20 protein-coding genes are annotated in these 23,929 nt (G+C 69.1%); 12 read left to right on the top strand and 8 right to left on the bottom strand.

Annotated elements, in window-relative coordinates:
• Positions 1–31 precede the first annotated feature (31 nt).
• The gene (locus tag GVY39_RS16015) at positions 32–1,447 is read right to left on the bottom strand and encodes an HAD-IB family hydrolase (RefSeq protein ID WP_159925126.1); all 1,416 of its coding nucleotides are present in this window, start codon (positions 1,445–1,447) and stop codon (positions 32–34) included.
• A 40-nt stretch (positions 1,448–1,487) separates the two neighbouring features.
• Entirely contained in the window at positions 1,488–3,977 is a 2,490-nt protein-coding gene (locus GVY39_RS16010; protein ID WP_159925124.1) for a glycerol-3-phosphate 1-O-acyltransferase, read from the bottom strand.
• A 352-nt stretch (positions 3,978–4,329) separates the two neighbouring features.
• Between GVY39_RS16010 and nbtS the strand changes: the two genes are divergently transcribed.
• Entirely contained in the window at positions 4,330–5,640 is a 1,311-nt protein-coding gene (nbtS, locus tag GVY39_RS16005) for a nocobactin biosynthesis salicylate synthase NbtS (protein WP_159925122.1), read from the top strand.
• Between the two features lie 12 nt (positions 5,641–5,652).
• Here the strand turns inward: nbtS and GVY39_RS16000 are convergent, their stop codons facing one another.
• Positions 5,653–7,269, bottom strand: coding sequence for a (2,3-dihydroxybenzoyl)adenylate synthase (locus GVY39_RS16000; protein ID WP_159925120.1), 1,617 nt, complete (start codon positions 7,267–7,269; stop codon positions 5,653–5,655).
• A 119-nt stretch (positions 7,270–7,388) separates the two neighbouring features.
• On the opposite strand from GVY39_RS16000, the gene GVY39_RS15995 reads away from it, so the two are divergent.
• The 3 genes from GVY39_RS15995 to GVY39_RS15985 all read left to right on the top strand — a co-directional run bounded on the left by GVY39_RS15995 (position 7,389) and on the right by GVY39_RS15985 (position 10,151).
• The gene (locus GVY39_RS15995) at positions 7,389–8,267 is read left to right on the top strand and encodes an oxidoreductase (protein WP_159925118.1); all 879 of its coding nucleotides are present in this window, start codon (positions 7,389–7,391) and stop codon (positions 8,265–8,267) included.
• A gap of 106 nt (positions 8,268–8,373) precedes the next feature.
• A complete protein-coding gene (locus GVY39_RS15990) occupies positions 8,374–8,844 on the top strand; it encodes a carboxymuconolactone decarboxylase family protein (RefSeq protein WP_159925116.1) in 471 nt (156 codons plus the stop codon).
• Positions 8,845–9,059: 215 nt separating this feature from the next.
• Entirely contained in the window at positions 9,060–10,151 is a 1,092-nt protein-coding gene (locus GVY39_RS15985; protein ID WP_159925114.1) for a 3-deoxy-7-phosphoheptulonate synthase, read from the top strand.
• Between the two features lie 253 nt (positions 10,152–10,404).
• Here the strand turns inward: GVY39_RS15985 and GVY39_RS15980 are convergent, their stop codons facing one another.
• Both GVY39_RS15980 and GVY39_RS15975 read right to left on the bottom strand, forming a co-directional pair.
• Entirely contained in the window at positions 10,405–10,905 is a 501-nt protein-coding gene (locus GVY39_RS15980) for a class I SAM-dependent methyltransferase (protein ID WP_236565479.1), read from the bottom strand.
• A gap of 48 nt (positions 10,906–10,953) precedes the next feature.
• A complete protein-coding gene (locus tag GVY39_RS15975; RefSeq protein ID WP_159925110.1) occupies positions 10,954–11,577 on the bottom strand; it encodes a GNAT family N-acetyltransferase in 624 nt (207 codons plus the stop codon).
• A gap of 101 nt (positions 11,578–11,678) precedes the next feature.
• On the opposite strand from GVY39_RS15975, the gene GVY39_RS15970 reads away from it, so the two are divergent.
• From GVY39_RS15970 to GVY39_RS15960, 3 genes are all read left to right on the top strand, one after another.
• Positions 11,679–12,587: a sigma-70 family RNA polymerase sigma factor gene (locus tag GVY39_RS15970; protein ID WP_159925108.1), complete on the top strand. Its 909-nt coding sequence runs from the start codon at positions 11,679–11,681 to the stop codon at positions 12,585–12,587.
• Positions 12,588–12,653: 66 nt separating this feature from the next.
• Positions 12,654–13,820, top strand: coding sequence for a pyridoxal phosphate-dependent aminotransferase (locus GVY39_RS15965; protein WP_159925106.1), 1,167 nt, complete (start codon positions 12,654–12,656; stop codon positions 13,818–13,820).
• Positions 13,821–13,871: 51 nt separating this feature from the next.
• On the top strand, positions 13,872–14,441 hold the full coding sequence (locus tag GVY39_RS15960; RefSeq protein WP_159925104.1) for a dihydrofolate reductase family protein: 570 nt from the start codon (positions 13,872–13,874) through the stop codon (positions 14,439–14,441).
• A 33-nt stretch (positions 14,442–14,474) separates the two neighbouring features.
• Here the strand turns inward: GVY39_RS15960 and GVY39_RS15955 are convergent, their stop codons facing one another.
• Entirely contained in the window at positions 14,475–15,119 is a 645-nt protein-coding gene (locus tag GVY39_RS15955; RefSeq protein WP_159925102.1) for a LysE family translocator, read from the bottom strand.
• Positions 15,120–15,380: 261 nt separating this feature from the next.
• Between GVY39_RS15955 and GVY39_RS15950 the strand changes: the two genes are divergently transcribed.
• The 4 genes from GVY39_RS15950 (at position 15,381) to GVY39_RS15935 (ending at position 19,923) form a co-directional block, all read left to right on the top strand.
• Entirely contained in the window at positions 15,381–17,039 is a 1,659-nt protein-coding gene (locus GVY39_RS15950) for a DNA repair helicase XPB (RefSeq protein ID WP_159925100.1), read from the top strand.
• Between the two features lie 41 nt (positions 17,040–17,080).
• A complete protein-coding gene (locus GVY39_RS15945) occupies positions 17,081–17,752 on the top strand; it encodes a DUF3239 domain-containing protein (protein ID WP_159925098.1) in 672 nt (223 codons plus the stop codon).
• Positions 17,753–17,802: 50 nt separating this feature from the next.
• Positions 17,803–18,441, top strand: coding sequence for a LysE family translocator (locus GVY39_RS15940; protein ID WP_159925096.1), 639 nt, complete (start codon positions 17,803–17,805; stop codon positions 18,439–18,441).
• A gap of 69 nt (positions 18,442–18,510) precedes the next feature.
• Positions 18,511–19,923 carry a M1 family metallopeptidase gene (locus GVY39_RS15935; RefSeq protein WP_308221206.1) on the top strand — a complete coding sequence of 471 codons (1,413 nt, stop codon included), beginning with the start codon at positions 18,511–18,513 and terminating at the stop codon, positions 19,921–19,923.
• A 4-nt stretch (positions 19,924–19,927) separates the two neighbouring features.
• On the opposite strand, the gene GVY39_RS15930 is transcribed toward GVY39_RS15935, so the two are convergent.
• On the bottom strand, positions 19,928–20,758 hold the full coding sequence (locus GVY39_RS15930) for a hypothetical protein (protein ID WP_159925094.1): 831 nt from the start codon (positions 20,756–20,758) through the stop codon (positions 19,928–19,930).
• 292 nt (positions 20,759–21,050) lie between these two features.
• Between GVY39_RS15930 and GVY39_RS15925 the strand changes: the two genes are divergently transcribed.
• Positions 21,051–21,581: a hypothetical protein gene (locus tag GVY39_RS15925; protein ID WP_195070319.1), complete on the top strand. Its 531-nt coding sequence runs from the start codon at positions 21,051–21,053 to the stop codon at positions 21,579–21,581.
• On the opposite strand, the gene GVY39_RS15920 is transcribed toward GVY39_RS15925, so the two are convergent.
• A complete protein-coding gene (locus tag GVY39_RS15920) occupies positions 21,582–23,876 on the bottom strand; it encodes a helicase-associated domain-containing protein (protein WP_159925092.1) in 2,295 nt (764 codons plus the stop codon).
• Positions 23,877–23,929: the final 53 nt, after the last annotated feature.

Raw genomic sequence — 23,929 nt, 5'->3', positions numbered from 1 at the left:
CCGCTGTCGGGCGCGGGCGCAAACCGGCCGATCAGCGGGGCCAATCCAAGAGCGTGTCGATGAACAACTGGCGCACCTGCGCCACGTTGTGGTCCATATCGCCGGGATCCCACGCGCTGACGTCGATCGGGTCCAGGATCGCCACGTCCACCGTTCCGGGGCGGGCGACCATCGCGTTGCGCCAGCAGACCTCGCCCGCGTTCCGGATGACGACCGGGATCACCGGCACTCCGGCCTGCATCGCGATGTGAAACGCGCCTTTCTTGAACGGGCCGACCTCGGGGGTGTAGGAGCGAGTTCCCTCCGGGGACACCGCGACCGACAAGCCGCCGCGTAAAGTCTCCACCACCGGTCGCAACGCCGCCTTGGCCAGCTCGGTATTCCTGCGATCGATGAACGTCGCGCCGACGAAGCGCATGAGCGGCCCGAAGACGGGATTCTTGGTCAGCTCTTTCTTGCCGATGGCGGTCACGCCGCCGCCCAGTACGGCGGGCACGATGATGATGTCGAACTGACTCTGATGGTTGAACAAGAAGACCGCCGGGCGAGGCGATCGCGCGTTTCGCGCGCCGGTGACCCGTAGATGCACTCCCGCGATGCGCAGCGTATTGCGCGCCGCGTGCGCCATCAGCGCGTCGGCCATCAGCTGCCGGTCCTTCGTCGGCGCTTTCGACGCGACTCCGTACAGCGCTCCGCCGAGCAGTCCGGCGAAGCCCGCGGTGGTGCGTGCGTAGTCGCTCGCGCGCGGCGGGCGGCGCGGCCGGAACGTCACCCTGGCCCAGTGCTCCCGGTCGGCCATCTCGGCCAGCGCGTCGTCGGGATTCACCGTCACCGGATGACCTACCAGCGACAGCGTGGGCTGGTCGGCGATCGCGCCCGCGTAGGCGTAGCTGTCTTCGAGATCCACCTCGTGCGCGGCGGCGAACTCGGCGACCGCGTCGGCCTTGCCGTTGCGCCACAGCGTCTTCCCATCGGGATAGCCGGTGAGCACGCCGTCGCGGGTCGCCATGGGCGTGTACAGAACGTGTTCGATGCCCAGCTGCGCCGCGGCGGGCGTCACCTGGAAGCCGGTCAGCGAACTGACCAGCACGACGGTGTGCCCGGCCGCTTGGTGGGTCCTGATCAGCTGCCACGCTTCGGGATACAGGTGCCCGTAGAGAGTGCGCTTGAACAGGCGCCTGCCCAGGTCGTCCAGTTCCTGCTCGAAGCGTCCGGCCAGCGTCTCGGAGAGCTCGCGCAAGAACTGGCTGTATTCGCCGTCGGTCATGTGGTTTCGGATGCCGCCGAGCAGCACGTCGGCGGGTTTGCGGCGGCGCAGCCCGTGCCGGGGGCCGGGGCCGTCGACGACCGTGCCGCCGAAATCGAAGAACGCGGCGACCGCGCGGCCCTGCGGCCCGGAGCGGATGGCGGTGATCGCGGCGTCGAGGTCAGCGCGCGCGTCGGTCATCGAGCCTCCTCCAGGGCCGCGCTATTTCCGCGTCGATCGTTCACCGCGCCTCCAGGTTGGACGGGTCCAGGGCGGCGGCCTGCGCGATGCGGGCGCCGATGGCGCGCAGGCGCTCGGCGAACTCGATTCTGCGCCGTGCCAATTCCGTGCGAAGCCGGGTCGATTCCGCGCCGGGGGTGGCGGGTTCGTCGTCGGGCACGGTTTCCAGCAGGCCGTAGTTGTCGGCCAGCTTCAGCGCGCTGGTGAACAACTCGGTGGAGACCGATTCCGGGCTGTGTAACCGTTGCTGCAGCATCATCTGCTTGCCGACGGCCACGCACTCGGTGATCAACTCCTTGCGGTCGATCTGCTCGCCCACATCCCGGCCGGCCAGCCGTTCGGCCACCACCAACTGCGCGTCGACGAACGAGCGCAGCACGCGGTGGGCCATCGTGAAGCCGGAAGCGGTGAGCTTCGCCAGGATGTCCGAGCCGAGGGTGTCGCGGCGGGAGTGGCTGTACCATTCCGGATCCACCAGCAGCATCTCCGCGACCATCTGGTCGGCGAACTCACCGCGCTCGGGGAAGAAGAACTCGAACTTCAGCAGGTCGCGCAGCCGGAACGCCTCGTCCCAACCGCTCTGTAGGGCGTCGGTGTCGCCGGCGTCGACCGCGGCGAGGATGGACAGCTCGAGGATGGCTCGGTTGACGAACCAGTGCACAGCGCTGTTGCGGTAGAAAGCGGCCTCCAGATGCGCGCCGGACTCGATGGAGTACACCGGCTCGATCCCGCCGCGATATACCGTGACCACCTTCGTCAGCGAAAGCTGTTCCAGCACCACGGCCAGGCCCTGCTCGTCGCGTAGCGCGTCGAGTTCACCGCGCGGCAGCTCGCGCTTGTCGATGTAGCCGAGCACCGGGGCGAGCACCGTGCGCACCTCACCGAGGGTGAGTGCGCGTCCGTCCACACCCAGCAGCGCCAGGGTGACCAACGCGTTGACCGTGATCGGAGTAACCGCGTTGATCCCGACCGCGACTTCGAACGCCAGCCGCTGCACGGCCTTCCGCTCCAATTCGGCGACTTCCGGCGGGTCGCTGTCGACGACTCCGGCTTCGGTGCGTGGCGGCGGGATCGGCTCCATGTGATGCAGCGGGATGGTCAGCGGGGGGGAGGTCATCGGATCGCCGTGCGCGGCGAGCCGGTCGCGCGCCGACAGCGGCTCGCCGAAGCGGACGTACACGTGCCCGGCGGAATGCTGCTGACTCCGGATGTAGCGCGCCAGCCAGGTCAGCCCCTCGGGCTTCTTCTTGCCGCCGACCTGCTCGGTGGCGATGGCTCCGAGCTCGTTGAGCCGCTCGTAGGTGATGGAGACCGGAACCAGCATGACGTCATCGATACGGTTCGAACGCACCGCCGCGGCGAGGTAGTTCAGCAAGCCGTAGCGTGGCGGGCGCAGCTTTCCGGTGCGGGTGCGGCCGCCTTCGAAGTACCACTCCAGGTTGAAGCGCTTGGCCAGCAGATAGGCGAAGTACTCTTCGACGACGGCCTTGTAGACCTCGTCGTCGCCGAAACTGCGCCGGATGAACACCGTTCCGGTGCGTCGGGCGATCGGGCCCATCGGCCAGAAGCCGAGGTTCGCGCCGCCGATCACGTGGTTCGGCGGGAAGTCGTTGCGGGCCAGCACGTCTCCCAGTACGAACGCGTCGACGTAGGAGCGGTGCGAGGGCAGGAACACCAGCGGATAGCGGCGGTTGAGGTCGCGCAACCCGGTCAGGCCGGACTCGTCGGGGTCCACCTTCCAGGTCGAGGCGTGCACCGGCCGCATGGCTTGGGTGAACAGGTCGGAGACCAGCCTGCTCTGGGCGGCGACCAGTTCGTTGAGCGCCTTCTCCGCGCGGCGGTACACCTCGTGCGGGCTCGCCCCGATCTGATCGGCGATCAGCTCCAGCCTGCGCGAGAAGTCGGGGGAGTCGAGGATTTCCTCCGCGACCAGCCTGGGCACCTTGTACCGGTCACCGATGACGGTGCGTTCGGCGCGTTCGAGCGCCACCACCGCCGCGCGCACGACGGCGCGGGCGAACGGCTCGGCGTTGCCCTTCTCGAACAGCGCGGAAGCCTCCGGGTGGTTCACGCGCAGTTCGCTGAGCCGGGCGGGCGCGCCGGTCAGCACGACATACCGGTCCGGTGACTTCGACAGCAGCCTGCGCTGCGCCAGCCGGTTGGGCTTGCGCGGGTTGGTGAGCAGGACGAGATCGGCGAAGGTGACCCGGCGGACGCCGTCGCGCTCCGGCGGCAGCCACAGCACGCGGATCGGCACCACGAGCGGATCGTCGCGCCTGCCGACCAGCCGGGTGGCGACGGCGCCCGCGTCCAGGTCCAATTGGGTGACCGGCGCGTCGGTGCCGAACTCCGCGCCGATCCCGCCATCGGCAAGCCACTTGCCGACGAGTTCGCGCTCCACCCCCGAGGCGGCGTCGATCAGGGCCACCACCGATTGCGGTGCGGTCCCGGGCCGGGCTGTCGCGGGTGAATCGCCGCGGTGATCGATCATCGATGTTCTTCCCTCCGCAGGTGACGCTCTCCACTATTCAATCCCGGCGGGTCTACTCCGCGCAGGCAGTCGGCACGGTGAGTTCGGACCAGGCGGCAGGGATGTCGTGCGTGCGCGGCCGGTCGAGCGTTCCCGCGGCGAAGCGCGATCGGTCGCGGGGGACGGGTCCGCGATGGCGCGCGGGCCGCGTAGCAGCACAGATCGCGTTGCGCGTCGTTCGATTACGCGCCGACCGTCCGCTCGAATTGATCGCTCCTGGTTCGCGGTGTGTTCGCGAGCACACCCGCGCGACGAAGCAGGTAATGCTAACCTTACCTCCATAAGTTAGGCCAGGGTAACCTTTGGAGGATCGTTGTCGACCACGGAACGCCTGCGGGTTGAGTATGTGACCGATCCGGCGGCAGCGATGTCCCGGCTGGCGGGGGCGGATCGGTTCGGCGAGTACGTGATGTACGAGCGTCCGGAGGAATGGGTGTTCGCCGCCGATCCGATCGGCAGTGTCGAACTGGATGTGCGGGAACTGCGCGTCACCTGGGAAGGCCGGACGACGACCAGTGCCTGGCAAGGCAATCCGGCGGGGGTGCTCGACCGTGCGCTCGCCGCGCTGCCCCTCGAGGGCCGAAACGCATACGGATGGATCGGATTCGAGTTCTGCGCGTGGACCCTCGACGCCACCGAGCACTTGGACTCGCGCACCACGGTGGCGCATCTGATGATCCCCCGTATCGAGGTCCGGGTCGGTGAATTCGGCGTCCGGATATCGGGCGCGACGCCGGCGGAGACCGGAGACATCCACGACCTGATCGCGCAGTCGCAGGACACCGAACTGCCGCGGGCGCATCCGGCCGATATCCGCATCGATCCCACCGGGTACCGGGACCGGGTTGCCGAGGCGGTCGGCGAGATCCAGGCCGGGCGGTACCAAAAGGTCATCCTGTCCAGGAAGGTCGATCTGCCGTTCGCGGTCGACGTTCCGGCCACCTATCGGCTCGGGCGCGCCCACAACACGCCGGCGCGGTCGTTCCTGCTGCGGCTCGGCGATTTGGAGGCGGCCGGCTTCAGCCCCGAACTGGTCGCCTCCGTGGACGAGCAGCGGGTGGTGACCACCGAGCCGCTGGCGGGTACCCGAGCCTTCGGTCGCGGCGCCACCGCCGACCTCGCCGCCAGAGCCGACCTGGTCACCGATCCGAAAGAGATCGTCGAGCACGCGATTTCGGTCCAGACCTCGTTCGCGGAGATCGCGGCCGTCGCCGATCCCGGCACACCCGCGGTCTCGGACTTCATGGCCGTGCGCGAGCGCGGCAGTGTGCAGCATCTGGCCTCCACGGTGCGCGGCAGGCTGGCCGCGGGCCGGTCCAGCTGGGACGCGTTGGAGGTGCTGTTCCCGTCGGTGACCGCTTCGGGAATCCCGAAGCGTGCGGGAGTCGACTCGGTGTTCCGGCTCGATCACGACCCTCGCGGTTTGTATTCCGGTGCGGTGGTGACCGTTTCACCGACCGGCGCGCTGGAGGCGACCCTCGTGTTGCGCGCGGTGTATCAGAACACCGAAGGTGCGTGGCTGCGCGCGGGCGCGGGCATCGTCGGGCAGTCGCGGCCCGAGCGCGAGTTCGAGGAGACCTGCGAAAAACTGGGCAGCATCGCGCCCTACGTGGTGAAGGCATAGCCTTCGGCGCCACTACTGCTCGGCGCGCAATGCTTTCTTGTCGATCTTGCCGACCGCGGTGACCGGCAGCTTGTCACTGCGGCGCAGGACGTCCGGCAGCTTGTAGGTGGCAAGGCCGCGGTCGGCGAGGAAGGTCTTGATCTGTGCCAGCGTCGGCATCTCGCCGTCGACGACCAGTACGGCGCAGACCTTTTCGCCCAATGCCGGGTCGGGCAGCCCGATGGCGGCGGCATGCCGGACGGCGGGATGGGCGAGCAGATGTTCCTCGAGCTCGTCACAGGAGATGTTCTCGCCGCCGCGGTTGATCACGTCCTTGATTCGGCCGGACACCACGAGATGCCCGCTGGGCAGGCGGCGGACCAGGTCGCCGCTGCGGTAGAAACCGTCGGGGGTGAACGCGCGGGCGTTGTGCTCGGGTGCGCGGTAGTAGCCGCGAATCGTGTACGGCCCCCTGGTCAGCAGTTCGCCCTCCGCGCCGGGCGGCACATCGTTGCCGTCACCGTCCACCACGCGGACCTCGTCGGCGGGTGAGAGCGGACGGCCTTGGGTGGTGTGCAGCAGTTCGGCCGGATCGTCGAGCCGGGTGTAGTTGAGCAGGCCCTCGGCCATGCCGAACACCTGTTGCAGGGTCGCGCCCAGCGCCGGGGTCACTTCCTTCGCGTTGACCTCGGCCAGTCGCGCGCCGCCCACTTGCAGCAGACGCAACGAGCTCAGGTCGGCCGTCTCCCATTCGGTGGCGGCGCACCAGAGCTGGGCCAGCGGCGGCACCACCGCGGTGACCGTGACACGGTGCCGCTCGATCGCGGCGAACGCGCTCTCGGGGCTGGGGTCGCCGACGAAGGCGACCGCCGCCCCGACTCCGATGGTGCCGAGGATCCCGGGGCAGGCCAGTGGGAAGTTGTGTGCGGCGGGCAGCGTCGCGAGATATACGTCCTGTTCGGTCAGTTCGCACACCTCGGCGCTGGCGGTGGCGTTGTAGACGTAGTCGTCGTGAGTGCGCGCGATCAGCTTCGGCAGGCCGGTGGTGCCGCCGGAGACCAGCATGAGGGCGATGTCGCCCGGATCGCTCTCGGGTAGCTCGCCGCCGTCGCACGGGATCGAGGTCAGGGCGGTGAACGGGCCGGGGTCCCCGAGCACCAGGACGTGGCGCAGCGAGGGCACCGCCGCCCGCACGGTCGTGGCCAGTTCGCGGTAGTCGAAGTCGCCCACCCGGTCGGCGACGATGTACCCGACCGCGTCGGAAAGCCGGGCGAGGTGCTCGATTTCGGCCCGTCGATGCGCGGGCAGACTCAGCACGGGGATGATCCCGGCGCGCAGCAGGCCGAACAGCACGGTCAGGAACTCGGGCACATTCGGGAGCTGGACCACCACGCGATCGCCGGGAGCGATGCCGAGCGAGAGCAAGCCGTGGGCCATCCGGTCCGCGGCGGCGTCGATGTCGGCGTAGCTGCGCGCGCCCTCCGCATCGAGCAGCGCGGGACGCTGTGGATACCGGCGTGCGGTGGCGCGCAGCATGTCCCCGAGCGGGCGTCCCGCCCAGTACCCCGCGGCTCGATACTCCGCGGCTGTGTGCGCCGGAAAGGGGACGTAGCCGTCGCGGTGCGCGGACTCGGTCGGTGTGGTAGTCACGGTCTGCCTCACAAGAATCAAGCCAAGATGTGCCTTATATAGGTTAGGCAACCCTACTTCACGCCGTCGCGCGTGTCCGGATCTGCCGCTCGCGGCTACCGCGCACTAGACTTTTCGCTATGACCAGGTGGGATACCTCGAACATTCCCGACCAGAGCGGCAAGAAGTTCATCGTGACCGGCGCCAACAGTGGCTTGGGGGCCGAGACGGTGCGCGCGCTGGCCGCGGCGGGGGGCGAGGTGGTGCTCGCTTGCCGGAACGTGGCCAAGGGGGAGCGCGTGGCCGCCGATCTCGGAGACCGGGCTGTCGTGCGCGAACTGGATCTGGCCGATCTCGCGTCGGTCCGGGCGTTCGCCGAGAGTGTCGACGGGGCCGACGTGCTGATCAACAACGCGGGCGTGATGGCTCTGCCCGAGGGCCGCACCGCCGACGGATTCGAAAAGCAGATCGGCACAAATCATCTCGGTCACTTCGCGCTCACCGGCCTGCTGCTGGACAAGATTTCCGAACGGTTCGTCACCGTCTCCAGCGCCGCGCACCAGATGGGCCGGATCGATCTCGACGATCTCAACTGGGAGCGGCGCAAGTACCAGCGGTGGGCTGCCTACGGGCAGGCCAAGCTGGCCAACCTGATGTTCGCGCGCGAGCTGCAGCGCAGGTTGACCGCTGCGGGCTCCTCGAAGCTCTCGGTCGCCGCGCACCCCGGCTACGCGGCCACCGAATTGCAGTCGCACACCGAGTCGATCCAGGATCGGCTGATGTGGCTCGGCAACCGGCTGTTCGCGCAGGGCGCTGCGATGGGCGCGCTGCCGACGCTGTACGCCGCGACCACCGACGTCCGGCCCGGCGGTTACTACGGGCCGACCGGGCTCGGCGGCACGCGCGGTTTCCCCGGGCCGTCCGGCTCGTCGAAGGCGTCCAAGGACGAGAAGGTCGCCGCCGAACTCTGGGAGCTGTCGGAGAAGCTGACCGGCGTCACCTACGACTTCACGAAATAGCCGCCGCTTCAGGCGCTGTGATCCACATCGCACCCGCCGTTGTCACACTCCGGCGCACCGCGTCGTCCTCTTGACGAACCCAAAGCAACGACAAGGGACGGACATCATGGAACAGCGCTTCGAACTCTTCACCAACCCGGTCGGCGGCAGCTTCGTCAAGCGGCTCACCATGGCCTCCAAGGTGATCAACGACTCGACCCTGCCCGCCGCCACCTATGAGTTGGTCAAGATTCGCGCCAGCCAGATCAACGGTTGCGGCTACTGCACCGACATGCACACCAAGGACGCCGCGCACGCGGGAGAGACTTCCGCGCGGCTCAACCTGATCGCCGCCTGGCACGAGGCCACCGTGTTCACCGAGGCCGAGCGCGCCGCACTCGCGCTCACCGAGGAGGCCACCCGGATCGGCGACGGACGCGCGGTCAGCGACGCGGTATGGGCGGACGTGCGCAAGCACTACGACGACGACCAGATCGCCGCCCTCATCGCCGCCATCGCGATGATCAACGCTTGGAACCGGATGAACGTCATCGCCCGGACTCCGGCCGGAGATTACGTGCCCGGCCAGTGGGGCTGAGATGTGGCACGCGGCACTGCTCGTTCACCGATCGGTTGCGGGCTGGTACTGTGCCTGACGTGCAGCGCGTGTATTTCTGGTTTAGCAAGCCGGCCCTGGGTGGGCTGGTCTGCGGCAACCACGTGCGCTGACGAACTTCCACCCCGAGCCGGACGTTGGACCGGCTCGGCGGAATTCTCGTCCGTGGGTCGGTCCCGAGAAAAGGAACCCACGACATGACAACCGCAGCCGACGTCGACGCGCGGCATTCCGATCTGGATGATCAACGCACCCTGAACATCAGTCCGCTACGTTCGCCGGCGGAGGTGCGTCGCGTGCACCCGATCACCGATGCCCTCGCCGACACCGTCCGTGCGGGCCGCAAAGCCACCGTCGACGTGCTGAACGGGTCTGACGATCGCCTGATGGTGATCGTCGGCCCGTGCTCGGTGCACGACCCCGCCGCCGCGCTGGACTACGCGCGCCGTCTCGCGGCGAAGGCCGCCGAACTCGACGACCGGCTGCATGTGGTGATGCGGGTCTACTTCGAGAAGCCGCGCACCAGCCTGGGCTGGAAGGGCCTGATCAACGACCCACATCTGGACGGCTCGTTCGACGTCAACACCGGTTTGGGATTCGGCCGCAAGCTGCTGGTGGACATCACCGCCCTCGGTCTTCCGGTGGCCTGTGAGTTCCTCGACCCGATCACTCCGCAGTACATCGCAGACCTGGTGTCCTACGGCGCGATCGGCGCGCGCACCGCGGCCAGCCAGGTGCACCGCCAGCTCAGCAGCGCGCTGTCGATGCCTGTCGGGATCAAGAACGGCACCGACGGCGACGTCCAGGTGGCGGTGGACGGTGTGCGCGCCGCGGCGGCCAGTCATGTGTTCCCCGGCACGGATCTCGACGGCCGCTCCGCGCTCATCCGCACCACGGGCAACCCCGACTGCCATGTGATCCTGCGCGGCGGCAGCAACGGCACGAACTACGACGCGGCCTCGGTCGCCGAGACGTGCCTGCGGCTGGAGAAGGCTTTGCTGCCTCGGCGCGTCGTCGTGGACGCCAGCCACGGCAACAGCAACAAGGACCACAACAAGCAGGTCGACGTGGTCGCCGAAATCGCCAGGCGATCGGCGGCGGGTGAGTCCGGCGTCGTCGGCGTCATGCTGGAGAGCTTCTTGGTGGCGGGTCGCCAGGACCTCACCCTGGGCCACGCCGACGAGCTCACCTACGGGCAGTCCATCACGGACGCTTGCCTGGACTGGGAAACCACTGCCGCCCAGCTGGACCGCTTGGCCGACGCGGTGGGGCAGCGGCGCGAGCGCTGAATCCGTCCGGTGGGCCAGGCGCACCTTTCCGAGGACCCGCCCTCCGCGGGCGGTGCACGGTCGGGCTCGTGTCCGGGCAGACGAAGCGGAATTCCTCGTCTGCCCGGACACCAGCCACCACTGCTCGAGAACGTTCGGCGCGAAGACGCCGGTGAGCCATGCCAACCGAATCGAAGCGGTCTCTCCGCACTGTCGGCGGGGCGGTCGGCTCGCGCGGACCAGCAACAGGATGTCCGGCAGCGCGCGGGTTGGATCAAGTGCAGATCAGGCCGGACAGATCGCCGGACGAGATGGTCCGGACGCTGAAGCCTGCTCCGGTCAAGTGTTCGGTGAGCCGGGCGAGCGGCGGTCGCGGGCCGGTCGGATTCGCGGTGTCGGGTGCGCCGTAGCCGTAGAACAGGCACAGTGTGCCGCCGGGCGCCAGCAGCCGCCGGATCAGGGTCAGCTCCGCGGTGGGACGTTTGGTCCAGAACAGGTTGACGTTCACCGCCAGGACGCTGTCGAAATCACCTGCGCCGAGCCCGGTCTCGCGCAGTAGCAAGCCCTCGTCCAAATCCGTGAGATCGGCGTGCACCAGCCGGACACGGCCCGACTCCAGTTGCGCGGCATACCGGACACGGGCGCGACGGATCGCCGTGGCGGAGCGCTCCACCCCGACGATCGTCCCGTCGACCGCCTGCTCGGCGAGGTAGGCGAAAGAATCGCTGGAACCGGGACCGATCTCCAGAACGCGGTCGGCCTGCCGCACGGCCATGGTCCGTACGATCCAGGCGAATCGCGAATCGGCTGTCATCCGCGCCGCCTACGACGTGGCATCCGAGCTGACGGACGCCTGGGTGATCGGCGTCCGGTCACCGACGATCTCGGCGGGCCAGTCGTTCGCCGGGCCGGGTGGGTCGGTGCGCAGCCGGGCGCCGAGCCAATGGTCGCGGCGCCGTCCGCGCTGGATGCTGCCCAGCCTGGACATGCCCTCGTACCGGAATCCGGCGCGCCGCGCGACCGCGGCCGACGCGTAGTTGCCCACGAACGCGCGCCAGGCGATCCGCTCCAGGGACAGGCCGTCGGCGCGGAATCCGAACTCGCACACCAGCTCGATCGCCTGGGTCATCAGGCCGCGCGACCGCTGCGCCGGAGCGAGCCAGAAACCGATCTCGGCCGCGCTCTGGTCGATTTCGCCGAGACCGATCATGCCGACGACCGGTCCGTCGGCGCTCAGTCGCACCGCCCACGTCGGGCTGCGCGCCGCCCAACCCGGGACGACCATCTCCTGGACGAAGGTCACCGCGCTGTCGCGAACGTACGGCGCGGGGATGGTCACCCACTCCGCGATGGCCGGATCCTGGCAGCACTTGGTGATGGTGTCGATATCGTCCGTCGTCGGGGCCGACAGCCAGATCGTTCCGTTCGACAGCACATGGTGATCCATCGGGTCATGCTGCCACGGAAAGGTCCGGCGAATCATCCGGTTTCCCCGGCCGCCGATGCCGCAGGGGGCGGTTCGGGAAGCGAACCGTAGACTTCCCCTCGATGGTTGCCGCGCTGCTTTCCGACCTGTTCGAGTCTCATCGGGCGCATCTGCTCTCGGTCGCCTATCGGCTGACGGGCAGCGTCGGCGATGCCGAGGACGCGGTCCAGGAGAGCTGGTTGCGTTTGGCCGGTGCGCACCAGTCCGAGATCGACGACCTGCGGGCTTGGCTGACCACCGTGGTGAGCCGCATCTGTCTGGACCGGCTGCGTAGTGCGGCGGCGCGGCGGGAAAGGTACGTGGGCCAGTGGCTGCCGGAACCCGTGGTCACCGCGCGCACGCCGTCGAGCGCGCCCGACCCGCTGGAAGCCGTGGTGCGCAAGCAGGAGTTCCGGTTCGCAGCGCTGATCGTGCTGGACACCCTGACGCCGCCGCAGCGCGTGGCCTTCGTGCTGCACGACGGGTTGTCGGTGCCGTTCGACGAGATCGCCGACATCCTCGGGATCTCGGCCGACGCCGCGCGCCAGCTGGCGGTGCGTGCCCGCAAGGCGGTGACGCAGACGCCGCGGCCGGTGCCCGATGCCGAGCACGAGGTGGCCGTGCAGCGTTTTCTGACCGCGCTGAGCTCCGGTGACGTGACCGCCGTCGCCGCGGCGCTGCATCCGGACGCGGTCATGATCGGCGATGCCAACGGCACCACCGCCACCGCGATCAACGTTCTGCACGGTGCGGATCGCATCGCCCGCTTCTACCTGGGCCTGGTGCGCAAGTACGGGCTGGAGAAGGCGCCGGTCTACGAATTCGTGTCGGTCAACGGACAGCTGGGTCTACAGGTCGCGGCGCGTCCGGCAGCGGAGGGCCGGGCCGGTTATCCCGCGCGGGTCGTCGGCTTCACCGTGCGTGACGGTCTGGTCTGGGGTACCTACGATCTGGCGAACCCGGCCAAGCTGGGCGGCGTCCGGCTGGACTGAGGCCGGATACATAGCTGTCCGCTATCGCGAGGCTGCCGATTTCCCCGGCTGGGCTAGTCTCCGGTTATGCTCCCGCGACACCAGACCGTTGCCCGCCTGCGCCCCTTCGCCTCCACGATCTTCGCCGAGATGACCGAACTCGCGGTCCGGTACGACGCGGTCAACCTGGGGCAGGGGTTTCCCGACACCGACGGTCCCGTGAGCATGCTCGAAGTGGCGCGCCGCGCGATCGCCGACGGTCTCAACCAGTACCCGCCGGGGCGCGGGATGCCGGTGTTGCGGCAGGCGGTCGCCGCCGACCGGGCCCGGCGCTACGGGACCGACTACGACCCGGAATCGCAGGTGCTGGTGACGGTGGGCGCGACCGAGGCGATCAGCGCCGCGGTGCTCGGTCTGGTGGAGCCCGGCCAGGAGGTCGTGCTGATCGAGCCGTACTACGACTCGTATGCCGCGGCCGTGGCTCTGGCCGGCGCCCGGCGGCGCACTGCCCGGCTGGTGGCCGAGGGGGATCGGTTCGTCCTCGACCTGGACAGCCTGCGCGCCGCGATCACCCCGCAGACCCGGATGCTCATCGTCAACTCGCCGCACAATCCGACCGGCACGGTGCTGGACCGCTCGGATCTGCGGGCGATCGCCGAAATCGCCTGCGAACACGACATCCTGGTGCTCACCGACGAGGTCTACGAGCACCTGGTGTACGACGGCGCGGAGCATGTCAGCCTGGCGACCTTGCCCGGAATGGCCGAGCGGACGATCGTGGTGTCCAGCGCCGCGAAAACTTTCAGCGTCACCGGATGGAAGACGGGGTGGGCTTGCGGGCCCGCCGGCCTGATCGACGGCGTGCTGGCGGCCAAGCAGTTCCTGACGTTCGTCGCGGGTGGACCGTTCCAGCCTGCGGTCGCGCACGCGATCAACCACGAGCTGGGCTGGGTCGCGCAGTTGCGGGACGCGTTGTCCGACAAACGCCGTCGTCTCTCGGCGGCGCTGGCCGACACCGGGCTGCGGGTGTATCCGAGTGCGGGCGGCTACTTCGTCGTCGCCGATATCACCCCGCTCGGCGCCGCCGACGGTCTGGGGTTCTGCCGCGAACTGCCGAAGCGTCTCGGTGTGGCCGCGGTGCCGGTCAGCGTGTTCGCCGACGACACCGCCGCGTGGAACCACCTGGTGCGGTTCACATTCTGCAAGCGTGACGAGACCCTGGACGAGGGAGTGCGCCGACTGCGCCGGGACTGATCACGGAAACCTTGCCGTGGATTGTCAGGTTTCGCTGGCAAGGTGCTCGGCATGGGAACCCAGTACTACACGGCAACCAGCCTCGACGGATATCTGGCCGACTCGGAGAACTCGCTGACCTGGCTGTTCGAGGTGGACGGCGCGGACGAGGCACAGACGAGCATCGCGGGCTTCCTCGCGCAGGTCGGCGCTATGTGCATGGGCGCGACCACCTACGAGTGGATAAGGACCAACGAACCACCGGAGACTTGGCGCGAGTACTACGGCGACCTCCCGTGCTGGGTGTTCACCCATCGGGTTCTTCCGGCGATACCCGGTGCGAACCTCCGGTTCGTCTCCGGAACGGTCGAGTCGGTACACCGGGAGATGGCCGAGGCGGCCGGTGAGCGCAACATCTGGATCATGGGTGGCGGTGACCTGGTCGGGCAGTTCGCCGACGCGGGACTGCTCGACGACATCGTGGTCAGCGTGGCTCCGGTGACGCTGGGCGCGGGTGCGCCGTTGCTGCCGCGGCGCATTCTGTCCGACCGGTTGCGACTCGTCGGCGTCGAGCAGGCCGGTCAATTCGCCGAACTGCACTACCGCCTGACCGAACCATCCGAACCGTCCGAACCGCGCTGAGCCGAGCGCTTGCCGCACCGCCCTCGCGTCGGCTCAGGCCGGTGCGGGGCGGGCGCGGTCGGTGGCGAGCAGGGCGGCGATCGCGCCGAGCACCGTGCCGGTGACGTATCGCTGGGTGCGCAGCCAGAGCGGTCGGTCGGTGAGGAACGTCGCCAGACCGCCCGCAGCGAGGACGATCAAACCGTTCACGGTGAGCGCCACCGCGATCTGCACCACACCCAAGCACAGACTCTGCAACCACACTGTGCCGTGCCCCGGCGTGACGAACTGCGGGATCAGCGCCACGTACATGATCGCGATCTTCGGATTCAGCAGATTGGTGACCAGCCCCATCGTGAACAGCCGTCGCGCGGGGTCCGCGGACAGCGCCGAAGGAGTGAACACCGAGACGCCCCCAGGCCGCACCGCTTGCCAGGCCAGCCACCCCAGATAGGCTGCCCCCGCCAGCTTCACCGCCAGATACAGCCCCGGGACCACCGCGAACACCGCGGTGATCCCCGCTGTCGCCGCCGCCAGATACACCCCGAACCCCGCCGCCACCCCGGCCAACGACACCAACCCGGCCCGCCGCCCCTGCGACACCGTCCGCGACACGAGATACATCATGTTCGGCCCCGGCGTGAGCACCATCCCCAACGCCGCCACGGCAACTCCGGCCACCGCCGCCATCTCGATCATGCCCCCGATCCTCACCCGCCCCACCGCCCCCTGTCGCGGTCCAGTCGACGGTTGCTGGTCGTCGTACCGGAGAAGGCTTCGCACCCTCGCTGGGCCTCGGCGGTGGCCGCCTCGGGGAAGACGCCGCCTCGGGGAAGACATCGCACCGTTGCGGCGTTACACCCGGTCGCTGCCACCCGCGCCCGGCGGGAAAGGCCGGTAACCTGCGAGGTTGTCGGAGGGGTCGGGGAGAATGGCGGGGAATCTATCGGAGGAGGGACTGTGAACGACGGTCCGCTGATCGTGCAGAGTGACAAGACGCTGCTGTTGGAGGTCGACCACGAGGCGGCCGACGCGGCGCGGCAGGCGATCGCGCCGTTCGCCGAGCTGGAGCGGGCGCCGGAGCACGTCCACACGTATCGGGTGACGCCGCTGGCGCTGTGGAACGCGCGGGCGGCCGGGCACGATGCCGAGCAGGTCGTGGACGCGCTGGTCAGCTTCTCCCGCTACGCGGTGCCGCAGCCGTTGCTGGTCGACGTGGTGGACACCATGGCCCGCTACGGCAGATTGCAGCTTGTCAAGCACCCCGCGCACGGGTTGACGCTGGTCAGTCTGGATCGCGCGGTGCTGGAGGAGGTGCTCCGGCACAAGAAGATCGCCCCCATGCTCGGCGCGCGCATCGATGACGACACGGTGGTGGTGCACCCGTCCGAGCGCGGCCGGATCAAGCAGACGCTGCTGAAGATCGGCTGGCCCGCCGAGGACCTCGCGGGCTACGTCGACGGCGAGGCGCACGCGATCGAACTGGACTACGCGACCGACGGCTGGCATCTGCGCGACTACCAGCAGATGGCCGCCGACTCGTTCTGGGCGGGCGGCTCCGGGGTGGTGGTGCTGCCCTGCGGCGCGGGCAAGACGATGGTCGGCGCCGCGGCGATGGCCAAGGCCAAGGCGACCACACTGATCCTGGTCACCAACACGGTGGCGGGCAGGCAGTGGCGGCGCGAGCTGCTCGCGCGCACCTCGCTCACCGAGGACGAGATCGGCGAGTACTCCGGTGAACGCAAGGAGATCCGGCCGGTCACCATCGCCACCTACCAGGTGATCACGCGCCGCACCAAAGGCGAGTACAAGCACCTGGAACTGTTCGACAGCCGCGACTGGGGTCTGGTCATCTACGACGAGGTGCACTTGCTGCCCGCCCCGGTCTTCCGGATGACGGCCGATCTCCAGTCCCGCCGCAGGCTCGGCCTGACCGCCACGCTGGTGCGCGAGGACGGGCGTGAGGGTGACGTGTTCTCGCTGATCGGCCCGAAGCGCTACGACGCGCCGTGGAAGGACATCGAGGCCCAGGGGTGGATCGCCCCCGCCGAGTGCATCGAGGTGCGGGTGACGCTGACCGACGCCGAGCGGATGACCTACGCGACCGCCGAGCCGGAGGAGCGTTACAAGCTGTGCTCGACCGCCCACACCAAGATCGCGGTGGTCGAGTCGATCCTGGCCAAGCACCGCGACGCGCCGACCCTGGTCATCGGCGCCTACCTCGACCAGCTCGACGAACTCGGCGCCGCGCTCGACGCCCCGGTGATCCAGGGCTCGACGAAGACCAAGGAGCGCGAGGAACTCTTCGACGCGTTCCGTCGCGGCGAGATTCCGGTGCTGGTGGTGAGCAAGGTGGCGAACTTCTCCATCGATTTGCCGGAAGCGTCTGTCGCCGTGCAGGTCTCGGGTACCTTCGGCTCGCGGCAGGAGGAGGCGCAGCGTCTCGGGCGGCTGCTGCGTCCGAAACAGGACGGCGGCCAGGCCCATTTCTACTCGGTGGTCGCGCGCGACACCCTCGACGCCGAATACGCCGCCCATCGTCAGCGTTTTCTCGCCGAACAGGGGTATGCCTACCGCATCACGGATGCCGACGACTTGCTCGGCCCCGCCATCGGATAAGCGGAGGCAATTGCTCCGTAAGCTGTGCTAGGAATGAGGTCGTGCGACGCTTCGAATTCGCGGTGGACCGCGAGCACGCTCACGCGGTGAACGAAGTTTTCGCCGACCTTCGACGCCTACGTCTCATGGCGATCGCCGCCGCGGTGGTCGCGGCGAGCGGAACGGCGTTGCTGATCTGGCTGAACCATACCTGGGCGTATCTGCTTGCGGTCGCGTTCGCGCTCGGCGCGGTGACCGCACTGTGGGTAGCCCTGTGGACGCCGCGGCATTCCAGCATCGACAAGCTCTATGCGGACGGCGAGCTGGTTCCCGCAGTGGTCTCGGAGGCTCGTCCCTCCGGCGCGGTGGTGCTGCTCGCCTTGGTCGACGTGTCGACACCCGAGACCGATGAGCCCCGCTATGCGTTGGTGACCCGGAAGGTCCGTGCCCTTCCAGGTCACGAAGCCAAGGCAGGGGAGCGAGTGCCGTCGGTAGCTGTGCGTACCGATTGGGCGCCACGGCAGGTGGGTGAGCGCTGGCAATCGTTGAGCGCCATGCCGATCTCCTGGGGCACCACCGACGGTTCGGTCATCGCCCGCGCCCGCGCCGCGATCAGCGAAACCGAGTGGCGGCTGCTCGCCGACAATCTCGGGCTCGCCGAGAAGGTGCGCAACACCACCACGAAGCGGCTGCTGCTCGATCCGCAGCACTTGCCGGGCGACCTCGGCTCCTGAATCTGCTGCGGACGCACCGTTTCCGGTGCGCGTGCGCCTACACTCGAAAGATGGTCCCAGCGTCCAATCTGCTGGCATTCGTCGCCGCCGCGGTCGTCATCATCGTTGTTCCCGGCCCTGGCGTGCTGTTCACCGTCGGTCGCGCGCTCACCCTCGGCCGGCGCGCGGCGTTGCTCTCGGTGCTCGGGCACGCCGCCGGCGTCTACGCCGCCCTGGTCCTGGTCGCGATCGGGTTGGGGGCCTTGCTCACGACGTCGGCGCTCGCGCTCACCGCGGTCAAGTTCGCGGGTGCGCTGTATCTGATGTACCTGGGAATTCAGGCGATTCGCCAGCGCTCGGCGCTGCGCGCGGCGCTGGGCGCGACGGTCGAACCGACACCGAACGCACGGGTGCTGCGCCAGAGCGCGATCGTCGGGCTGACGAATCCCAAGGCGATCGTCTTCTTCTCGGCGGTGCTGCCGCACTTCGCCGATCCGGCCGCCGGTTCGCTGTCGTGGCAGTTCCTGCTGCTCGGCACGGTCTTCCTCGCCATCGCCCTGGTCTCCGACAGCGCGTGGGCGCTGCTGGCCGCCTCGGCGAGGTCGTGGTTCGCCAGGTCCCCGCGCAGGCTGGAAGCGGTCGGCGGCGCGGGCGGGATGATGATCTTCGGTGTCGGCGCGTCGGTGGCGCTGACCGGCAGCGGCGACTGAAGCCGTTACCATCACCGAGGCCGGTGCGCCGGTACCGGTATGAGGCGGGGTGTAGAGGGGTGGTCACTGGTGTCGAGGTTGTCCGGCCGGATGTACGCCGCGGTCACGTGTGTGTTCGTCGCGGTGCCTTTGTCGCCCGCGCACGCCGATCCGCCCGCGGACCCGCTGGTCGGCGCGCCGGGCCTGGGTGATCCGTACTACCCGCTGGACGGCAACGGCGGCTACGACGTCCAGCACTACGAGGTCGGCATCGACTACGACCCGCCGAGCCGTCAGCTCACCGGCACCACCACGATCACGGCCGCGGCCACCCAGGCCCTGCGCGTGTTCAACCTCGACTTCGCGGGGCCGGAGGTGCGCATGGTGTCGGTGAACCGGCTCCCCGCCGGATTCGACCGCAACGGCGAGCACGAGTTGACCGTGACCCCGATGCTCCCGCTGCTGCCCGGTCTTCCGTTCACCGTCACCGTCGACTACGCGGGCCCCGCGATGAACACCGAAGGCCAGGGGTGGACCTTCGCTCCCAGCGGCGGCGCGTTCGTCGCGGGTGAACCGCACTCGGCGACCAGTTGGTACCCGCTCAACGACACCCCGCTGGACAAGGCCACGTTCACGCTGAACGCCACCGTCCCCGCCGAGTGGGAGGTGGTCTCCAATGGTGTGCGAACCGAGAACGAGGTGCGCGGCGACAAGCGGAAGGTCCGCTGGGCCAACGCCGAGCCGGTGCTGGGGTACCTGACCACCGTGGCGATCGACAAATTCGGCTATCTCGAACAGCGCCGGGCCGACGGCACGCCGCTGATCAGCGCGTTCGCGCCCAACGCGGGGGCGCGCCAGCGCGAGATCGAGCAGCGGCTGCCGGAGATCCTCGACTTCTCCGAGCAGCTCTACGGCCCTTACCCGTTCGACGCCGCGGGCGGCATCTACTTGGACGCCGATATCTCCTTCTCGTTGGAGACCCAGACCCGCCCGCTCTACGCACCGTGGACCGATCTGCAGACCGTCGTGCACGAGATCGCGCATCAGTGGTGGGGCAACTGGGTTTCGGTGCGTCAGTGGTCGGACATCTGCCTGAACGAGTGCTTCGCCAGCTATACCGCCGATTACCTGTGGCCGGAGCGGATGGAGGGCAAGAACGTCGACGACGACTACCGCGAGACCATCCGGAAGTACCGCGACAGCGAGCGGTTCTGGCAGATACCGCTGGAGAATCCCGGCGCCGGAAACGAGTTCACCTCCGTCTATTACCGCGGCCCGCTGTTCCTGCACGCGCTGCGCAAGCAGATCGGCGACGAAGTGTTCTTCGTGGCCGTCCGGGACTTCCTCGCCGCGCACTCCTACGGCAACGCATCGATGCCGGAGTTCCGCGCGTTCGTGCAGTCCAGGTCGCCTGGCGACCTCACGGGGTTCTTCCACGCGTGGCTGAACACCACCGCGCCGCCGCCGGAGGAGTACCTGTTCCCGGGCGTCCTGCGGAGCTGAATCGTCAGTCGTCCTCTACGTGCTCTCCGGCCTTCGCCACCCTGCGTTCGGCTCGCTCCAGCTGGCGTTGCGCGGCGTGCAGTTCGTCCTTGGCCGACCGCTCGGCCGACTTGCGGAACTGCCGCTGTTGTTCGGCGTGCGCGAGTTCGTCGCGCAGCGCGGCGACGCGCTCTTCGGCGCCGGACAGCTCCTCGGTCGCCTCCTCGAGCGCGGACTGTGCCGAGTCTCTCGCCGCGCGGGCTGATTCGAGCGCGTCCCGGGCGTCCGCCAGCTCGCGGCGCGCGCTGTCGTCCGGCTTCCGCCGGGACGCCGCTCGCCCGCGCGGCGCGGCCGGTTCGGGGACCGCGAGCAGACCAGGCCCGCTCGGTCCGAAGCCTTCGTAGCTCGCCGCCGTGGCGAGCGTTCCCGTGCGCAGTCGCTCGGCCGCCTCGGGGTCGGCGAGCGCCGCCGTCAACGTCTGGCCGACCTCCCGCACGACGCCCTCGCCGACCGGATGCCCGTGTTCGGCGGCCAGCGCGCCCGCCTTCTTGGCCAGCGCGTTGACCAGCTGCTGCCGCTGCGCGGTCAGGTCGCGCAGCTGTTCGGCCGAGAGTTCCCGCTGAGCGGCGGCCAAGGCCGCGCCGAGCCGCAGCAAGGCCGCCACGTCCTCGGGCGCCACGCGGGCCAGCAGGTTCGCCGCCCACGCGGTCAGGGTGGGTTTGCGCAGCTTGCCGATCGCGGCGGCGAGTTGCTTGTCGCCCGCCTGCTGAGCCTCGGCCGCCCGGGCGGTGCGCGCCGCGACGAACTGCGCGGGCGTCAGCCCGTACAGGTCGTGTGCGACGTCCTCGACCGTCATATCGATCAAGCGTAACGACCCGGTCTCGGACGACGACACACTCCGCATACCGGACATGAGTCCAGTTGCACAGAAGATGCGAAAGGCGTTGCTAGTGAATTACTCTGCGTTCCTGTTGCTCGGTCGTCTGCTTCCCAGCATTCTCGGTTTCACGCTCATGGGGCTCTACGGAACGCACATGTAGTACGCGGCCGCTCGGGTCACTCGGCGGTCTGATGCGGCCGCTCTGGTCGGGCGGGTATCCTCACCGCGTTCACGACCCCGTGGACGTGTTCGGTAGAGAGGTTTTCAGGTGAAGGTTCCAGGAGCGAGGCTGCTGGCACGAATTGTGCTCGCCCTCGTCGCGGTGGCCGCCGTGGTGGTCACGGTGGCCGGCTGTTCGTTGATCGGAGACGCGGGGAAGTCGGACACCGCCAAGGCAAAGGTCGGCGACTGCATCAACGTCATCGAGGGCTCGTCGGTCGATTCCAAGACCGAGCCGGTCGACTGCTCGTCGGACAAGGCCGTCTACAAGGTCGCGCAGTCCTACGACACGAAGACCGATTGCGCCGCCGACTACACCTCCTACGAGGAGACTCTGGGCGGCGGTACCACCGCGTTCCTGTGCCTGGCGCCGAACTTCAAGGAAGGCAGCTGCTACAACGAGAGCAGCACGACCGGATACAAGCACGTCGACTGTGGCTCCGCTGACGCCACGTTCAAGGTGCTGAAGCGGATCGACGGCCAGGCCGACGAATTGCTGTGCGGCACCGACGCCGACGGCTTCCGCCTCATCGAAACCGACCCCAAGGTCACCTTCTGCACGGGCAAGCCGAAGAGCTGATCATTCCAGCAGGGCGACCGACGCGATCCGGTGCAGCGTGAAGTGCCGGACCGCGCCGGTGACCGGATCCAGCGCGTCCAGTTGCCCGTTGCCCACCTTCAACGGCTCCACTACCCGCTGCGTGGCGACCCCTTGGGCGTCGACGTAGCCGATGTTCACCGATCGCCGCACTCGCGCCGCCAGCTGGAGCAGGGCGAGTGTGGCGGCGGTATTGGTCCGCGTGCCGTCCGGGCGCACCGCGTGCGCGGAGCGGGCGCTGGCGGCACGTTCGCCCGCGCGAAGCTCGGTGACGAGCGATTCGAGCTGTTCGGTGCTCGGCGGTGTCGGCCGATACGGCTGCCGCGCCGCGGGCCGTACCGAGATTCGCGCGCCACGCGGACGCAGATCGACGATCGCGCCGGCCGAGTCCTCACCCGCGGGCGCGAAACCGGCCGCGCGCAACTGCTCGAGCAGTTCGGCCAGCGGCGCCTGGGCGATCGCGACAGTCGGTGCGATCGACCGCAGCGCCAAGGTGCTCGCCACCGGTGCGGACAGCACCTGTGCCAGCAGTGCCGGGTCGTCGCTGCGGATGAACGACTGCGCCATGCCCGCGCGCAACTGACCGTGCCGCCGAGCCACATCATCGATCAGATAGGTCAGCGCCTGCGGAATCGGCGTCCGGGAATGCCCGGCGAACAGCGCGTGTAGTTCGGCGGCGGTCGAACCGGCGTCCAAGGCGCGCCGCACCGAGGACTCGCCGATCCGGTACACCGTTGCCGCGCCCGCGGATTCGACGTCGGCGACCAAGGCGATGCGGCGCTGGAGATCCGCTGTCAGGGGACCGGGGGCGATCACCGTCAGATCCGCTTGGACCAGCACGTGATCCACCGGTGCGGGCAGTGCCGCCTCCATCGCCGCTTCGGCGTCGGCCACGCTGGTCGGCGCCGCGTGCAGCAGCGCCCGCGCCGCCGAGCCGAGCGCGCCGCGGCCGACGAACCCGAGCGCCGCCGCCTCGGCCAGGGTCTGCTCGACCACCTCCGGCCGGAAGCTCCTGCGCCTGCGCGGCTGCCGCCAGGCCAGCACCCGGCCGATGTCCGCCGGGTCCAGCGCCGTGCCGGACGGATATTCCGCGAGCACGCCGAGGATCGCGCGCCGGTCGCGTGGCGCGTGCGGGGTGCGCAGCTCCAGCGACAACGCCGCCAGCGGCTTGTCGTTGGCGTCGCGCATGCCGATCATCCACGGCATCCGATCCAGATCCAGCCAGGTCAGCGCGAGCGTGGCCCAGCGCCGCGCGGGCGGCGATTCCAGCCAGGAGTCGACGAGGGGAGTCGGCGCCCAGAAGTCATCGGCCGAATCGAAGTCCGGTGGAGGTTCCGGCAAACCTTTCTCGAGCAATTTCGCGGCCGCCAGCAGTTCGACCAGCAAACCCGCACGCGGCTCGTCGACACCGGCCTGCTTGGCGATGCGGCGCAGCTCCCGCACGCCCAGACCACCCGCGCGCAAGGCCGGAGCGGGCGCTTGGCCGAGCACCTCGAGCACGGCGGCGCAGTGCCGCAGCAGCTCGCCGACCTCGCCCGCCGCGACCGCGTTCACGTCGGCGGGGGTCTGTTTGGCGGCCTCCGGTTGCGGCGGTGTCAGCGCATGCGGGTGGGTGACCGGTTCCCGGCGCAGCACCTGGCCGACGGTGACGGGAAGTTCGACGGTCTCGTCATCGATCCAGTGCAGCAGCCTGCGCGCCAGCAGCCGCTGGATCGGTCGATCGGCCGGAGTGCCGGGTGCGGCGTCCTTGGTGCGGCCGCGCGGGCCCGTCGCGGCCAGCTTGTCCAGCAGGGCCCGCTCGGCGGGCGCGAGCTCGGGCAGCGCCGCGATCACCTCGGGTTCGGTGAGAGCGTCGGGCATCTCGGTCGCGGTGCCGATCGGCCACGGCAACGCCTCGGCGGCCGCCGGGATCAGATGCAGCCCCTGCTCGGCGTCGAGCCAGACCAGCGCACGAGCGGTGAGCCGTTCCAGCGCGTCATCGATGGCGGCCGACGTCGCCCGTTCGCTCAATTGCACATGCAGTTCGGTGCGGCTGAGCGGGCCGGTGTCCGTGCGCGTCACCCCGTGCACCGCAAGCGTTTCCACCAGGGCGAATTCGAGGGTGTTCAGGTCCTCCGTGGCGCGCAGCACCGACGCGCGCTGCTCGATACGCGCGGCGAGCACCGCCATCGAGGAGGGCAGCGGCACGGCCAGGTCCGGCCGAAGCTGCAGCAGCGTCACGAGCTGGGCATCACTGCGGGCGCCGAGCCATCCGGCCAGGGAATCGGTCACGGTCATCCTGTCCAGCCTACGATGACAACGCCCGGCGATCCGATCCGTCACGCGACAGC

The sequence above is a fragment of the Nocardia sp. CY15 genome, from assembly GCF_009829295.1.
Classification (GTDB): Bacteria; Actinomycetota; Actinomycetes; order Mycobacteriales; family Mycobacteriaceae; genus Nocardia; species Nocardia sputi.
The sequence above is the reverse complement of the archived record's forward strand: the minus strand, read 5'-3'. Positions and strand labels throughout refer to the sequence as shown.